Below are 15,639 nucleotides of genomic sequence, written 5' to 3' on the forward strand. Positions count from 1 at the left end.
AAAATTCATGATATTCTTTAAAGAGAACTTCCTTTCGAAACATTTTGGCGAAAAACACTTAAATTGGAGGAATTTAAATGAAAAAAATAGTTTCATTTATTATGATTGTTACGCTCATTTCATCTCTTCTCGCAGGTTGTGGAAGCAGTAGTAAAACCAATTCTAGCAGTGCAACTGCAGAAAAAAAGGACACTTTGGAAACAGCTAAAGAAAAAGGTGTTTTAGTTGTTGGTGCATCCAATGACGCTCCATTCGCTTTTATTGATAAGGATACCAAGGAATTCACTGGGATTGATGCTGATATTATTAAGGAAGTAGCAAAACGATTAGGAATTCCAAAAGTTGAGATGAGAGAGGTTAAGTTTGAGAATTTATTACTCGAATTAAATAATCATAACATTGACCTTGTTACGGATGGAATGTACAGAAAACCGGAAAGAGAGAAAATCGTTCAGTTCACTGATATTTGGTACAAGCAAGGGGAGGCACTGATTGTCCCAAAAGATTCATCTATTAAGGGAATTAATGATTTAAAAGATAAAGTAGTTGGAGGACAAAAAGGGGTAACATTTTTAGAATTGGCCCAAGATCTAGAAAAGCAAGGTAAAATTGGAAGGGTTGATATTTTTGGATCATCCGCGGATTTACTACTGGCTACTAATACTGGAAAGATCGATGCGACTATGACTGATGGTGTCGTAGCAGCCTATAGCATTACAAAGGATCCATCATTGAATTTAAAAATTGTCACTCCATATAAAGCACAAGCAACAGGTAAAATCGCTTCTGCAGCTCGTAAGGAAGACAAGACACTGGTTGAAGCTATTAACAAGGAATTAGCAGAATTGAAGAAGGAAGGCTTTATTTTAAAAGTATTGAAAAAATATGGCTTAAATGAAGATTACTATGTTCCGACAAATGAATAAATTAGTCTAAACCAACAGTCTAAAAACAAAAGAGTACTAACTTGAATGATTTTATCGAAAATATTGAAAAGAGGTGTTTCAATTGAACATTATCAATGCTTTAGATTTTTATACGGCATTTTCAGATCTTTTACCCATCCTCTTAGAGGGGATGTGGATTGCTTTAAAAGCAACTGTAAGCGGTTTTGCGTTAGCGATAGTTATTGGTGTTTTAATAGCACTTGGACGGATTTCAAAATCAAAGTTATTAAATGGTGTATTGGTTATTGTATTAGAGATTGTTCGAGGGACCCCATTGCTTGTTCAATTAGTCTATATGTATTATGTTGTCCCACTACTCCTAACATTACTATTTCAAATATGGAACCCTGGTTTTCAATTTACGATTAGTCCATTTCTCGCTGGTATGTTAGGACTAGGAATGAATTACGGCTGTTATTTATCTGAAGTTATTCGATCTTCTATTTTGAATGTAGATAGAGGGCAGAACGAAGCAGCATTAGCTTTAGGCTACACAAAACGTCAATCGATGTGGTCGATTATTATGCCACAAGCCACCAGATCATCTGTTCCTGTTTTGGGTAATTATCTTGTGATGATGATAAAAGATACATCATTGTTAGCGTTTATTACCGTAAATGAGTTGTTATTACGGACACAATCCTATGCTTCGCAAACGTTTTTAACCATTGAGTCTTATTCACTTTTGGCTTTGGCTTACTTAATAATAAGTTTACCATTGGCTCAAATAATTCGTTTATTGGAACGGAGGTTAGTAAAACATGCATGAGGTGATGGTCGATGTTACCGGTTTACACAAATCGTTTGGAGCTAATGACATATTAAAAGGAATCGACTTTAAAGTTTATAAAGGGGAAAAAATCGTTATTATAGGACCATCTGGTTCAGGGAAGTCGACTTTATTGAGATGTCTGAACTTTCTGGAAATACCTACTGCAGGCTCTGTCAAAGTAGAAGGAGAATTCTTCGTAGAGCCTAAGAAAAAGTATAATGAGAAACATGTGGCAAAACTTCGGACAGAAATCGGAATGGTCTTTCAAAGATTTAACCTGTTCCCAACGATGACGGCATTACAGAATGTTATGGCAGCTCAAATAAAAATAAGGAAAAAATCGACAGAAGAAGCTAGAAAAACGGCAGAAAGGTATTTAAGAAAAGTTGGTTTAATTGATAGAATGAATCATTATCCAAGCCAACTATCAGGAGGGCAACAGCAGCGTGTCGCTATTGCTAGGGCGCTGGCGATGGAACCAAAAGTATTACTTTTTGATGAGGCAACCTCTGCACTTGATCCAGAATTAGTTGGGGAAGTATTAAATGTCATGAAAGAACTTGCAAATGAAGGCATGACCATGGTCATTGTGACCCATGAAATGAGATTCGCTGAAGATGTTGGTGACCGTGTCATTTTTATGGATAACGGAGTGATTGTTGAGGAAGGGCATCCAAAGCAGTTGTTTCACTTTCCTAAGCATGAGCGAACAAGAGCATTCATTAATAAGGTAGAGCATCCTGAAGCATTGGCAGGAAACTATTTAAATGAGAAATATTCAACTGGAATAGAAAAAAGAAAAGACATAGGGAGGATCCCGACTTACTTAAAAGAAGAAACTTCCAATCTGTAAAAATACTTATCTATCAGAAAAATTTATTATGGATAGGAGAAATGAAATGACAACTAAATTAGATTCTTTAAACGATGAATTGAACAATGCTGTAGAGGGGTCAGTGTTTCCGGTAATTAATCCAGCGAATGGTGAAGTCATTGCTTATGTACCAAAAGGTGGAGCAGCTGAAGCAAAGCGTGCAGTGGAAGACGCATATGAGGCATTATCAACTTGGTCGAGAAAAACTGCAAATGAGCGGGCCGAACGATTACTCCAATGGTACAAATTAATTGATGAGGAAAAAGAAGTCATCGGAAAAATTATGACTCGTGAACAAGGGAAGCCATTAAAAGAAGCGATTGGCGAAGTCGTTTATGGAAATAGCTTTATCTCCTGGTATGCAGAAGAGGGAAAAAGGATTTATGGTGAAACCATTCCCGCCTCACATGAGCATAAACGGATAGTTGTATTAAAGCAGCCAGTCGGCGTGGTGGCAGCCATAACCCCTTGGAATTTTCCGGCTGCGATGATAACGAGGAAAGTAGCGCCTGCCTTGGCTGCAGGGTGTACCGTAGTGGTAAAACCTGCAGAATTAACCCCGCTTACTGCATTGAAATTAGCAGAGTTGGCGGAAAAAGCAGGCATTCCAAAAGGGGTATTTAATGTTATTACCGGTGACGCCAAGGCGATAGGTGAAGCATGGCTTCAGGATGATCGAGTTCGAAAAATAACTTTTACTGGATCAACAGAAGTTGGAAAAACCTTAATGCGTGGTGCTGCTGATACCGTGAAAAAAATATCACTTGAACTGGGTGGCCATGCCCCTTTGGTTGTGTTCGAAGATGCCGATATTGACAAAGCGGTTAAGGAAGCGATCGCTTCTAAATTTAGAAATGCTGGTCAAACCTGTGTATGTGCCAACAGGATTTATGTTCAAGAATCGATTGTGGCTACTTTTTCCGAAAAATATATTGATGCAGTAAAAGAGCTGAAAATTGGAGATGGATTAGAGGCTGGGACAACTATTGGACCGCTTATTGATGAGAGAGCCATTAAGAAAATGGAAAACCATATTTCAGATTGCCTCAACAAGGGTGGAAAGGTTATAACGGGGGGGAACAAGCTTTCCTTGAATGGAGGCTATTTCTTTGAACCAACTGTATTAATGAATGCGACCGATGACATGCAATGTATGAATGAAGAAACATTTGGTCCACTGGCACCCATCGCTACTTTTAAGACCACAGAAGAAGTGATCAAAAGAGCCAATCACACTCCATTTGGATTGGCAGCCTATGTGTTTACCCAAAATTTAAGCAAAGCGATTCAAGTTAGCGAAGGGTTGGAATATGGAATTATCGGATTAAATGACGGTGTTCCGTCCGTCGCCCAAGCACCGTTCGGTGGCTTTAAGCAAAGCGGGTTAGGCCGCGAAGGAGGTCACCACGGAATCGAGGAATTCCTGGAAACAAAATTCATTTCAATTTCGCTTAGTTAAATGAAAATAGTAGCAGGACAAAACGCCAAGGTTCCTTGGCGTTTTAATATCTCTTTCGTTTAGAAGAACCGGGGATTCCGATTTCCTCCCGATATTTAGCAACCGTCCGGCGGGAAATGAGGATGCCATTTTGCTCTAACATGAGAACCAATTTTTGATCTGACCATGGTTTAAGTTTATTTTCTTTATCAATCAATTCCTTAATCGTTTCCTTAACGCTTGCCGAAGAATCGGTTTCAAGGCAATTTGATCGGCTGATCCCGGTTGTAAACAAACTTTTAAGCTTAAAAAGACCATGTGGAGTTTGAATATATTTATTACTGGTGGCACGGCTGATTGTCGATTCATGGTAACCGAGCTGTTCAGAAATGTCCTTCAATGTCATGGGCTTTAATCCACTCATCCCTTTCTCTAGAAAATCCTTCTGACTGTCAACAATTGCCTTTGTTACCCTATAAAGAGTTTGTTTTCTTTGCGCCATTCCATTCATTAAAATCATTGCTTCCTGATACTTTTCTTTTAAAAAATCCTCGGCACTTTTCATATCCTCTTGATTTAAATGATGAAAATGGGTAATAGAAAGATCTGGCACCATACGATCATTTACGATGGTAACATATTCATTTTTTATCTTCCTCACAATGACGTCAGGGATTATATAATGTGTCATTTCATGATGAAACTCAATACATGGACGAGGGTTAAGCGTTTTAATATAATCCGCCGCTTCTTGAACTTCCGTTACAGAGACATTGAAAACTTTGGCGATTTTCTGAAAATGTTTTGCTGCTAAATCTTCTAAGTGATGACTAATCATTTCAAAAGCAAGTGGATGTGGGTGGGATTGAGAACGTATCTGAATAAGCAGGCAGTCGGCTAAATTTCTGGCTCCAACACCAATGGGATCAAGCGATTGTAACATTTTAATGACTTTCTCTATCTCTTCAAGCTGTACGGAAAATATCCGAGCAGTTATAGCTGGTTCTATTTCCAAAAAACCATGCTGATTTAAATTTCCAATGAGAAATTTCATTATGTTAATCTGTATTGGAGTAATGTTTGGAATGGTCATGACTTGTTCCACTAAATGATTTTCAAGTGTAATTTTTGAATCCGTGCAATGTTGGATTGGATTAAAATCGCTATCTCTCGTTTGATAACCATATGAAGTTTTACTGTCATGACGCTTACCAAAATCATCTCTCGAATGATCGCGTACCACTAAGACAGGGTTTTCGACTGTTTGTTGATGTAAGAAATCAACAAGTTCAAGTGACGAAAATTGTAAAATATTAATGGATTGGCGTAGTTCTGGGGTTAAAGTCAGTTTTAAGGTTTGTTTTTGAAGTAAGTCCATTCCTAATGCCATTATTTCACCTATTCTCTACAATGTTTTTATTTTAATTATTAGAATATTTTTTCAATGACTTAATATTATCCTTATTTTAAAAATGTTCAAGGAACATGTTAGATTATCTGACAATAAATTACGCAAAAAAACCTGCTAATTTTAGCAGGTACTTTAAAAGGATCAGGAAAATGCTAGAGCATATCTTTATATTTTTTGAGCTTGCGAATAACGGAAGGTTGGCTAATGCCAAGTAGTTTAGCCATTTCGTAGGTTGTTTTACATTGTTTACTGGCTCTCGAAAACATATATTTCTCCACTTTTTCTAAAACAGTTTTAAGGTCTTGGTCTTCATCATTAATAGTTTGTTCAATGACCAAGGTCGCTTCTTTATCTTCAGTTTGGCTTTGGCCTAGAATAGAAGAAGGGAGTGAACTCGGAAGAATATTCGTTTCCTCGCTGATCAAAATCAATCTTTCAATTAAATTCTCCAATTCACGCACATTCCCAGGCCACCCGTATTGAATCAAGATATCATATGTAGACGAATGTAGTCTTTTTCTTGTTTTATATTTCTGGTTAATTAATTCTATATAATGATTGATTAAGAAGGTTATATCTTCTTTACGATCACGTAAAGGTGGGATGAAAAGTGGAATAACATTTAATCGGTAATACAAATCCAGTCGAAAACTACCCTTTTGGACCATTTCCTCTAAATTTTGATTGGTCGCTGTCACTAATCGGAAATCAACATGTCGCTCCTTAGTACCACCAATTCTCATAAACTTTTTTTCCTGTAATACTTTTAATAATTTAACCTGAATGGCTAATGGGAGTTCGCCAATTTCATCTAAGAATAAAGTTCCGTTATCAGCTTCTTCAATCAGTCCTGTTTTTCCTTGCTTTTGGGCACCTGTAAATGAGCCAGCTTCATAGCCAAACATTTCTGCTTCAAACAAACTTTCTGGGATTGTGCTGCAGTTTACTTCGATAAAGGGCTCTTTTTTGCGATCACTTTGATTGTGAAGTTCGCGTGCAAACATACTTTTCCCTACCCCTGATTCCCCTAATATCAACACTGTGGCATCTGTTTTGGCGACTCGTTGAATCGTTTTTACGATTTGATGCATTTCTTTATTTCGATAAAGAATTCCTTCCTTTCCACGAAGCTCTTCAACCTCTGCTTGGTACCCTTTCAGTTTCCTTTCTAATTGTTCATATTGATTTTGTAGATTGCTAATCTCGGTTTGATCTTGGGAATAGCTGATCACAAGGATTAGCTTTCCGTCATCGTTGAAGATCGGATAACCACTCGTCATGATGATTTTTCCAGTCGTAGTATTCTGCATGATCTTTAATTCCTTGTGTTCCTTTAAGACCATCGCTGTAATGGAAGGCGAAAGAACTCCCTCATCTTGGAGCTGATATACCGTTTTTCCTTTATATTGATCAGGAGTAATTCCATATAGAGACCAATGATTTGGATTGGAATGTAAAATATAGCCTTTGTCATCGGCAATGGTTATATTGTTATTCGATGTTTCAATGATCGTATCTAAAATCTTATTAGCAATGGAAATATTCATTGATTTTCTCCTTTCGTTTTTATTTTGAATATTAAAATAAGTTAAAAACGCAATTGTTGATTTAAATATAAATCATTTTTGTCTAAATAATCAATAAATGAATCGTGATTTGAAGGTTTTGATTTAAAAATGAATCAATTTCGTCATTTAGCTATTAAAAAGTCTGGTTTTTTCACTATAAATTTTTGGCATGAATGTTGCTACTATGTTTAGTAAAACAAAATATTTAAATCGAGAGGTTGTGTTTTATATGTTAAAAGAAGTTCCAGTGGTACAAGAATTAAATGAACTGGATAAAAAGCACTTTATTCATCCAACGTCTTCCATTTCCCAACAACAAGAGAATGGTCCTAGCTTTATTTTTACTGAAGGAAAAGGAATTTATTTAACTGATATTACCGGAAAAAAAGTCATTGATGGAATGTCATCGCTTTGGAATGTGAATATTGGACATGGCAGGGAGGAATTGGCAAAAGTTGCCCAAGAACAAATGTCGAAGCTGGCATTTTCCTCTTGTTTTTCAACCTTTAGCAATGAGCCAGCCATCCGCTTAGCGACAAAGCTTGCTTCGATAGCTCCTGGTGATTTAAATTCAGTGTTCTTCACCTCAGGTGGATCGGAATCAAATGATACAGTGATTAAACTTGCTCGCCATTATTGGATTTTAAAGGGTCAATCAAACCGTCAAAAAATTATCTCTCGTTCAAAGTCCTATCATGGGGTTGCCATGGGAGCAACAAGTGCAACTGGGTTAAAACCATTCCGCGATTTCACAAATTCTATTGCACCAGATTTTTATCATGTTGAAGGTTCTTCAATTGAAGCTTTGCTTGAAGTTATTGAACAAGAGGGTCCTGAAACGATTGCCGCATTTATTACCGAACCCATTCAAGGAGCTGGTGGTGTGAATATTGCTCCGAGTGGTTATTTTCAAGAAGTTAGAAAGATTTGTGATCAATACTGTATTTTAATGATTACCGATGAAGTGATTACAGGGTTTGGGAGAACGGGCAAGCTGTTTGGAATCGAACATTATGGGGTTACACCAGACATGATGTGTTTTGCTAAAGGGGTTACGAGTGGTTATTCACAATTAGGTGGTGTGATTATTTCCGAGAAAGTCTACAAAGATTTTATTAATCTCTCTAACGGGACTTTATTACACGGTTATACGTACAGTGGTCATCCAACTGCTTGTAGTGTGGCCTTAAAAAACATTGAAATCATTGAACGCGAAAATTTAGTTGAAAACTCAAGACTTATGGGTGAAGAAATGCTGAAGGGCTTTAAATATCTACAAGAAAAGCACGAGATCGTCGGTGATGTTAGAGCACTTGGTTTGATCGGCGGCATGCAAATTGTCAAAGATAAGAAAACGGGGGAAGGGTTTGAAATTCCAATTTCGCCCAAACTTGTCGCTGAAGCAGCAAAACGAGGCTTGATTATTAGACCTGTTACGTTTGATCAAGATACTCTCGTATTTGCACCACCGTTAATCATTAATAAAGAAGAAATGGAAACGATGATGGACATATTAGATGAATCATTAACCGCTGTAGAACAAGAAATTTTATAATATTTTTTTAAAATATGGCTGTGTTAAAGCTCATTGTTGATTTTTTTGCACAATTTGATTGGAGCGGAAGGTGCTCGACTCCTGCGGGAGCAGCGGGACAGGTGAGACCCCGCAGGCGCTTAGCGCCGAGGAGGCTCACCGCCCGCCCCGCGGAAAGCGAGCACATGGAGCGGAAATCAACATTCTAATTTAACACAGCCTAAAATATAAACCTTTTATTCTATAAAAATAAGAAATGGGAGTGGATCATATGATTATTGGCGTACCGAAAGAAATAAAAAATAATGAAAATCGTGTAGGAATAACACCAGCTGGGGTAACTGATTTTGTGAAAAATGGTCATGAAATCTGGATTGAAAAAGGAGCTGGTTTAGGTAGTGGTTTTACTGATCTAGATTTTACAGAAGCTGGAGCAACGATTGTCTCATCAGCCACAGAAGTTTGGTCACAAGAAATGGTCATGAAAGTGAAAGAGCCACTACCTTCAGAATATCAATACTTTCGTGAAGGGTTGATTCTATTTACCTACCTGCATCTTGCTCCAGAAGCAGAATTAACAAAAGCACTTATTGAAAATAAAGTGACGGCCATTGCTTATGAAACCATTCAACTCCAAAATGGCGCCCTCCCATTGTTAACACCAATGAGTGAAGTAGCCGGAAGAATGTCGGTCCAAATCGGGGCACAATATTTAGAAAAACATAAAGGCGGAAAAGGTGTCTTACTTGGTGGTGTTCCAGGAGTAGCTCCGGCAGAAGTAACGGTTGTTGGAGGCGGTATTGTCGGAACGAATGCCGTTAAAATGGCCCTTGGTTTAGGGGCAAATGTCACGGTGTTGGATACAAATATTGACCGACTTCGCCAATTGGATGATATGTTTCAAGGAAGATTAACAACACAAATCTCTAATTCTTATAATATTGCTGCAGCAGTGAAAAAAGCTGATTTATTAATTGGTGCTGTGCTGATTCCTGGAGCTCGGGCACCTAGAATTGTTACAGAAGAGATGATTAAAACCATGCAAACGGGTTCTGTTGTAGTCGATGTTGCAATCGACCAAGGAGGATCAATCGAGACGATTGATCATATTACCACACACAGTCAACCAACTTATGAAAAACACGGTGTAATTCATTATGCGGTTGCCAATATTCCAGGCGCAGTGGCACGAACATCTACTATTGCCCTGACAAATGTTACGGTCCCATATGGTGTTCAAATTGCTAACAAAGGCTACAAACAAGCTGCATTAGAAAATAAAGCTATAGCGTCTGGAATCAATGTAATCGATGGAAAAGTAACTTTTGAAGGTGTGGCTGTAGCGCATGGCTATCTCTACACCCCTATTGAGAAGCTATTAACCACTGGTATGGCTACTGTATAAAAGTACCAGATTGGTTTACGGCATGAGTTGGGTGCTCCACTAAACTCATGCCGCTTTATTTATCCTAACTGCGAGGTCTGATGGTTAGTAGCTTGTAGGCAATTTTGACAAGGAGAGGAAACCTATGATCAAGAAGGCAAAAAAAGATGAATAAACCCAGATTATGGACAAAGGACTTTTTAATAGATTCACTGGCAAACTTTTTTATTTACTTAACCTATTATTTATTAATGTTGATCATAACCGTCTACGCAATCGACCATTTTCAAGCCTCACCAAGTGGGGCGGGGCTAGCATCAGGTATTTTCATCATAGGTGCTATGGTGGGCCGGCTGTTTGCCGGTAGATCAAGCGAACGAGTGGGGCTAAAAAAGATGCTGTATTTTGGTCTATTCTTGTTCTTTTGTACAACCCTTTTATATTTTATCGCTAACAGTTTAAGCTTCCTTTTTGTTGTTCGTTTTTTAAATGGGGCAGGGTTTGGCGTTGCTTCTACCGCAACAGGAACGATTATTTCGTCAATTATTCCTGATGAGCGACGAGGAGAGGGTACAGGTTATTATGCATTGAGTACAACACTAGCTTCCGCAATTGGTCCTTTTTTAGGCATTTTCCTCACACGGTATGGAAACTTTAGCTTAATTTTCGTAATGTGCACGATTGTTTTAATCGGTTGTTGCCTGGCTTCATTCTTTTTAAAAGTTCCAAAAATAGAAGGAGGAAAAGAGCAATTAGCCAAAATGAAAGGGTTTAAGCTAAATGATGTTTTTGAATTAAAAGCTTTACCTATTTCTATTATTAGTGCATTGATGGGCTTTAGCTTTTCGGCTATTTTGAGCTTCCTTACATCCTATACGAGAGAAATTAATCTAGTTTATGAGGGTAGTTTTTTCTTTATCGTTTATGCATTTTTCATTATAGTTTCAAGACCATTCACTGGAGTTTGGTTTGATAAAAAAGGGAAAAGTTTTGTTATGTATCCAGCGTTCCTCTCATTTGCAATCGGACTAATGATTCTTAGTCAGGCTCATCAAGGATTCTTCTTCTTATTATCTGCGGCTTTCATCGGTCTCGGGTTTGGAACTTTCATGTCCAGTGCCCAAGCGATTTCAGTTCAAGTATCACCACGTCACCGGATCGGATTGGCTACCTCAACCTTCTTTGTTTTCCTAGATGGAGGAATTGGAATTGGGCCCTTTTTATTAGGGTATTTCATTCCAGTAACTGGTTTTAGAGGAGTGTATGTTATTGCAGCTATGGTAGTTATCGCCTGTATCCTATTATATTTTTTATTATATGGAAGAAAAACAGGGCAAAAACAGCAGCAATCGGTTCTGACATTTGACCAGTAAATAAAATGTATGTTAGATAACCTAACACAACGTTAGTATATTCAGAAAATTAATGCTAACCTCTAATTAGAACAAATTAAAGAATGGAAGAGGGAAAGGCTGAATAGGGGGGATCATTAAAAAATGATGAATAAGGAGAAAATCTACCAGGTTACGATCCTATTCAATTCACATTCGTAAAAACAGGACGAACAGTTTTCGTAAACAATACACACTATTATTGGAGGTAAGGATATGAAAAAGATAGTTTCATTGATTATGATCGTAACATTGGTTTCTTCTATTTTGGCAGGTTGCGGAAGCAGTAGTAAAACGAATTCTAATAGTGCAGCAGCAGAAAAAAAAGATACTCTGGAGGCCGCTAAAGAAAAAGGTGTACTCATTGTAGGTTCATCAAATGACGCTCCATTTGCCTATATAGACAAGGATACAAAGAAATATAGTGGTATTGATGCCGAAATTTTAACAGAAGTGGCTAAGCGGATTGGTATACCAAAGGTGGAATTGAAAGAAGTTAAGTTTGAAAATCTATTACTGGAATTAAACAATAAGAACATTGACCTTGTTTCCGATGGGATGTACATAAAACCGGAAAGAGAGAAAATCGTTCAATTCACAGATATTTGGTACAAGCAAGGGGAAGCACTGGTCGTTCCAAAAACTTCACCTATTAAGGGAATTGATGATTTAAAGGGAAAAGTAATTGGAGCTCAAAAAGGAGTAACTTTTCTAGAATTAGCTCAAAAGTTACAAGCTGAGGGGAAGATTGGTAGGGTTGATATTTTTGGCTCATCGGCGGAATTGCTATTAGCAACTAACACAGGGAAGATCGACGGGACGATTACAGATGGTGTCGTGGCAGCCTATAGTATTTCTAAGGATCCATCATTAAATTTAAAAATCGTTTCACCATATAAGGCTCAAGCATCTGGTAATATTGCTGCGGCGGCTCGCAAGGAAGATAAGACATTAGTGGAAGCTATTAATAAAGAAATAGAAGAATTAAAGAAGAATGGTTTTATTTTGAAAGTATTGAAAAAATATGGCTTAAATGAGGATTACTTTGTTCCAGCAAAATAAGTCAAATCTTAATAGTTTTTCACGATGGCATGAAAAATAAAGCTTTAAAAAAGCTAAATTTTGAAAAGAGGTGGTTCTAAATGAACATTATCGAGAATTTAGATTTCCATACTGCATCGTCAGATCTTTTACCCATCCTTGTTGAAGGCATGTGGATTGCCTTAAAAGCAACCATAAGCGGCTTTGCTTTGGCGATTATAGTAGGAGTTTTTATAGCTCTTGGGCGGATTTCAAAATCAAAACTTCTAAATGGAGTATTGGTTACTATGTTGGAGATCGTTCGAGGAACCCCGTTACTTGTTCAATTAGTTTATATGTACTATGTCGTCCCACTACTCATTTCCTTACTGGTTAATGTTTGGATCCCTGATTATCAATTTACAATTAGTCCATTTATGGCAGGAATGCTAGGGCTCGGGATTAACTATGGCTGCTACTTATCAGAGGTGATTCGTTCTTCAATACTTGCTGTGGATAAGGGCCAAAATGAAGCGGCATTAGCATTGGGGTATACGAAACGTCAATCGATGTGGTCAATTATTATGCCACAGGCGACAAGATCGTCGATTCCAGTTTTGGGAAATTACCTAGTAATGATGATTAAAGATACGTCGTTGTTAGCTTTTATCACCGTAAATGAGTTGTTATTACGAACACAATCTTATGCTTCACAAACATTTTTAACCATTGAGTCATATACACTCTTAGCAGTTGCGTACTTAATAATCAGTCTACCTTTGGCGCAAATTATTCGTTTATTGGAACGGAGGTTATTAAAACATGCATGAGATCATGATCAAAGTTACAGATTTGCATAAATCATTTGGGAAAAATGAAATTTTAAAAGGAATTGACTTCAAAGTTTTTAAAGGGGAAAAAATCGTCATCATTGGGCCATCTGGATCAGGGAAATCGACTATGCTTAGATGTCTGAATTTTCTTGAAATACCAACCTCTGGTACTGTGAAAGTAGAAGGTGAATTCTTCGTTGAGCCTAAGAAAAAGTATAATGAGAAACATGTGGCAAAACTTAGGACAGAAATCGGAATGGTGTTTCAAAGATTTAATCTGTTCCCAACGATGACGGCCTTAGAGAATGTTATGGCTGCTCAAATAAAAATACGAAAAAAGTCAAAAGAAGATGCAAGGAAAACGGCTGAGCGCTATTTAAGAAAAGTTGGCTTAGGAGACAGAATGAATCACTATCCAAGTCAACTTTCAGGAGGGCAACAGCAGCGGGTTGCTATCGCTAGAGCACTAGCAATGGAACCTAAAGTTATGCTTTTTGATGAGGCAACCTCAGCACTTGACCCTGAATTGGTTGGAGAAGTATTAAATGTAATGAAAGAGCTTGCCGATGAAGGAATGACAATGGTGATCGTGACCCATGAAATGAGATTTGCTGAAGATGTAGGTGATCGCGTCATTTTCATGGATAAAGGAGTCATTGTTGAGGAAGGCCATCCAAAGCAGTTGTTTAATTTTCCAAGGCATGAACGAACAAGAGCTTTTATTAATAAAGTTGAGCATCCAGAAGCAATCGGGGGAAATTATTCAAATGACGAATACCCAAATGAACTTCGGAAATTAAAAGACATAGGAAGAATGCCTACTTATTTAAAAGAAGAAACTTCCAATCTATAAAAATACTTATCATTATGGAAATTTTTAAAGGATAGGGGAACTGAAATGACAACCAAAATAGATCCTAAAAAAAGAGACTTATTCGCAGCAGATGATGTTACAGTCATTCCCGTAATCAATCCGGCGAATGGAGAAGTTATTGCTACTGTACCAAGCGGTGGAGCAGTAGAAGCAAAGAACGCGGTAGATGCCGCATATGAGGCATTATCGACTTGGTCGAGAAAAACTGCAAATGAGCGGGCCGAACGATTACTGCAATGGTACAAATTAATTGATGAGGAAAAAGAAGTCATCGGAAAAATTATTACTCGTGAACAAGGGAAGCCATTACAAGAAGCAATTGGCGAGGTCACTTATGGAAATAGCTTTATCTCCTGGTATGCAGAAGAGGGAAAAAGGATTTATGGAGAAACCATTCCCGCCTCACATGAAAATAAAAGGATTGTTGTCTTAAAACAACCGGTTGGCGTGGTGGCGGCGATTACCCCTTGGAATTTCCCAGCTGGCATGATAACAAGGAAAGTGGCGCCAGCCTTGGCAGCAGGATGTACAGTAGTCGTAAAACCTTCTGAGTTAACCCCACTAACGGCATTGAAATTGGCAGACTTGGCGGAAAAAGCAGGTATTCCAAAAGGGGTATTTAATGTCATTACAGGGGACGCCAAGGCGATAGGTGAAGCCTGGCTTCAAGATGATCGAGTTCGAAAAATAACTTTTACTGGATCGACAGAAGTTGGAAAAACCTTAATGCGCGGTGCTGCCGATACCGTGAAAAAAGTATCACTTGAACTGGGTGGCCATGCCCCCTTGATTGTGTTCGAAGATGCCGATATTGACAAAGCGGTTAAGGAAGCGATCGCTTCTAAATTTAGAAATGCTGGTCAAACCTGTGTATGTGCCAACAGGATTTATGTTCAAGAATCGATTATAGAGGTTTTTTCAATAAAATATATTGCTACAGTAAAAGAGTTGAAAATTGGAGATGGACTGGAAGCCGGGACCAATATTGGACCTCTTATCGATGAGAGAGCGATAAAAAAAATGGAAGCCCATATATCAGATGCCATCCAAAAGGGTGGAAAGGTTGAAACGGGAGGGAATAAGCTATCCTTAAATGGGGGCTATTTCTTTGAACCAACTGTCTTAATTAATGCGACTGATGATATGCAATGTATGAATGAAGAAACATTTGGTCCACTTGCACCAATCGCTACTTTTAAGACCACAGAAGAAGTGATCAAAAGAGCCAATCACACTCCATTTGGATTAGCAGCCTATGTTTTCACTCAAAATTTAGGCAAAGCGATTCAAGTTAGCGAAAAGCTGGAATATGGAATTGTCGGTCTAAACGACGGCGTTCCATCAGTGGCCCAGGCTCCATTCGGTGGCTTTAAGCAGAGTGGTTTAGGCCGAGAAGGAGGACATCACGGAATCGAGGAATTCCTGGAAACGAAATTTATTTCTATTGCGCTTAGTTAAATTTTGACGTGTAACAGTATGAATAGGACGATTTAGTTAAACCTGAAGTCGTTGTAAGTATGTGGGGTTACTTTTCTGATTTGAGACAATACGAATGACATGTAATCCATACATCTAAAGCACAAAAGGAAGGTC

The 15,639-nt window shown here is 38.0% G+C and carries 13 protein-coding genes; 11 read left to right on the forward strand and 2 right to left on the reverse strand.

The genetic code is table 11. The annotated features are described in order from the left end of the window. Positions 1 to 77 precede the first annotated feature (77 nt). The 4 genes from B1NLA3E_RS09020 (at position 78) to B1NLA3E_RS09035 (ending at position 4,052) form a co-directional block, all read left to right on the forward strand. Positions 78 to 926, forward strand: coding sequence for a substrate-binding periplasmic protein (locus tag B1NLA3E_RS09020; RefSeq protein ID WP_015593534.1), 849 nt, complete (start codon positions 78 to 80; stop codon positions 924 to 926). A gap of 73 nt (positions 927 to 999) precedes the next feature. Continuing rightward, complete coding sequence (locus B1NLA3E_RS09025; protein ID WP_236619620.1) at positions 1,000 to 1,716, forward strand: amino acid ABC transporter permease; 717 nt, start codon at positions 1,000 to 1,002, stop codon at positions 1,714 to 1,716. Continuing rightward, positions 1,709 to 2,572 (forward strand): amino acid ABC transporter ATP-binding protein, encoded by an 864-nt coding sequence (locus B1NLA3E_RS09030; RefSeq protein ID WP_015593536.1) that lies wholly within the window; start codon positions 1,709 to 1,711, stop codon positions 2,570 to 2,572. Before B1NLA3E_RS09025 ends, B1NLA3E_RS09030 begins: the two co-directional genes overlap by 8 nt. A gap of 46 nt (positions 2,573 to 2,618) precedes the next feature. Next, entirely contained in the window at positions 2,619 to 4,052 is a 1,434-nt protein-coding gene (locus B1NLA3E_RS09035) for an NAD-dependent succinate-semialdehyde dehydrogenase (protein ID WP_015593537.1), read from the forward strand. A gap of 43 nt (positions 4,053 to 4,095) precedes the next feature. Here the strand turns inward: B1NLA3E_RS09035 and rpoN are convergent, their stop codons facing one another. Together rpoN and B1NLA3E_RS09045 are read right to left on the reverse strand one after the other, a co-directional pair. After that, complete coding sequence (gene rpoN / locus B1NLA3E_RS09040; RefSeq protein ID WP_015593538.1) at positions 4,096 to 5,421, reverse strand: RNA polymerase factor sigma-54; 1,326 nt, start codon at positions 5,419 to 5,421, stop codon at positions 4,096 to 4,098. 173 nt (positions 5,422 to 5,594) lie between these two features. Then, a complete protein-coding gene (locus B1NLA3E_RS09045) occupies positions 5,595 to 6,989 on the reverse strand; it encodes a sigma-54 interaction domain-containing protein (protein WP_015593539.1) in 1,395 nt (464 codons plus the stop codon). Positions 6,990 to 7,239: 250 nt separating this feature from the next. Between B1NLA3E_RS09045 and B1NLA3E_RS09050 the strand changes: the two genes are divergently transcribed. The 7 genes from B1NLA3E_RS09050 (at position 7,240) to B1NLA3E_RS09080 (ending at position 15,504) form a co-directional block, all read left to right on the forward strand. Beyond that, complete coding sequence (locus tag B1NLA3E_RS09050; RefSeq protein ID WP_015593540.1) at positions 7,240 to 8,565, forward strand: aminotransferase family protein; 1,326 nt, start codon at positions 7,240 to 7,242, stop codon at positions 8,563 to 8,565. A gap of 250 nt (positions 8,566 to 8,815) precedes the next feature. Further along, positions 8,816 to 9,949 (forward strand): alanine dehydrogenase, encoded by a 1,134-nt coding sequence (ald, locus tag B1NLA3E_RS09055; RefSeq protein WP_015593541.1) that lies wholly within the window; start codon positions 8,816 to 8,818, stop codon positions 9,947 to 9,949. Positions 9,950 to 10,095: 146 nt separating this feature from the next. After that, entirely contained in the window at positions 10,096 to 11,301 is a 1,206-nt protein-coding gene (locus tag B1NLA3E_RS09060) for an MFS transporter (RefSeq protein WP_015593542.1), read from the forward strand. 234 nt (positions 11,302 to 11,535) lie between these two features. Continuing rightward, positions 11,536 to 12,381, forward strand: a complete 846-nt coding sequence (locus B1NLA3E_RS09065) for a substrate-binding periplasmic protein (RefSeq protein ID WP_015593543.1) — start codon at positions 11,536 to 11,538, stop codon at positions 12,379 to 12,381. 80 nt (positions 12,382 to 12,461) lie between these two features. Beyond that, on the forward strand, positions 12,462 to 13,169 hold the full coding sequence (locus B1NLA3E_RS09070) for an amino acid ABC transporter permease (protein WP_015593544.1): 708 nt from the start codon (positions 12,462 to 12,464) through the stop codon (positions 13,167 to 13,169). Beyond that, complete coding sequence (locus B1NLA3E_RS09075) at positions 13,162 to 14,025, forward strand: amino acid ABC transporter ATP-binding protein (RefSeq protein WP_015593545.1); 864 nt, start codon at positions 13,162 to 13,164, stop codon at positions 14,023 to 14,025. The genes B1NLA3E_RS09070 and B1NLA3E_RS09075 overlap by 8 nt, the downstream gene beginning before the upstream one ends. Positions 14,026 to 14,070: 45 nt before the next feature. Then, positions 14,071 to 15,504, forward strand: a complete 1,434-nt coding sequence (locus B1NLA3E_RS09080; RefSeq protein ID WP_015593546.1) for an NAD-dependent succinate-semialdehyde dehydrogenase — start codon at positions 14,071 to 14,073, stop codon at positions 15,502 to 15,504. Positions 15,505 to 15,639 lie beyond the last annotated feature (135 nt).

It is taken from the genome of Bacillus sp. 1NLA3E, from assembly GCF_000242895.2.
GTDB lineage: Bacteria > Bacillota > Bacilli > Bacillales > Cytobacillaceae > Bacillus_BU.

What these genes read in the sequence shown, in the direction of transcription:
- B1NLA3E_RS09020 (WP_015593534.1), top strand. Translation starts at nt 78, where the DNA reads ATGAAAAAAATAGTTTCATTTATTATGATTGTTACGCTCATTTCATCT.
- B1NLA3E_RS09030 (WP_015593536.1), top strand. Translation starts at nt 1,709, where the DNA reads ATGCATGAGGTGATGGTCGATGTTACCGGTTTACACAAATCGTTTGGA.
- B1NLA3E_RS09035 (WP_015593537.1), top strand. Translation starts at nt 2,619, where the DNA reads ATGACAACTAAATTAGATTCTTTAAACGATGAATTGAACAATGCTGTA.
- rpoN (WP_015593538.1), bottom strand. Translation starts at nt 5,421, where the DNA reads ATGGCATTAGGAATGGACTTACTTCAAAAACAAACCTTAAAACTGACT.
- B1NLA3E_RS09045 (WP_015593539.1), bottom strand. Translation starts at nt 6,989, where the DNA reads ATGAATATTTCCATTGCTAATAAGATTTTAGATACGATCATTGAAACA.
- B1NLA3E_RS09050 (WP_015593540.1), top strand. Translation starts at nt 7,240, where the DNA reads ATGTTAAAAGAAGTTCCAGTGGTACAAGAATTAAATGAACTGGATAAA.
- ald (WP_015593541.1), top strand. Translation starts at nt 8,816, where the DNA reads ATGATTATTGGCGTACCGAAAGAAATAAAAAATAATGAAAATCGTGTA.
- B1NLA3E_RS09060 (WP_015593542.1), top strand. Translation starts at nt 10,096, where the DNA reads ATGAATAAACCCAGATTATGGACAAAGGACTTTTTAATAGATTCACTG.
- B1NLA3E_RS09065 (WP_015593543.1), top strand. Translation starts at nt 11,536, where the DNA reads ATGAAAAAGATAGTTTCATTGATTATGATCGTAACATTGGTTTCTTCT.
- B1NLA3E_RS09070 (WP_015593544.1), top strand. Translation starts at nt 12,462, where the DNA reads ATGAACATTATCGAGAATTTAGATTTCCATACTGCATCGTCAGATCTT.
- B1NLA3E_RS09075 (WP_015593545.1), top strand. Translation starts at nt 13,162, where the DNA reads ATGCATGAGATCATGATCAAAGTTACAGATTTGCATAAATCATTTGGG.
- B1NLA3E_RS09080 (WP_015593546.1), top strand. Translation starts at nt 14,071, where the DNA reads ATGACAACCAAAATAGATCCTAAAAAAAGAGACTTATTCGCAGCAGAT.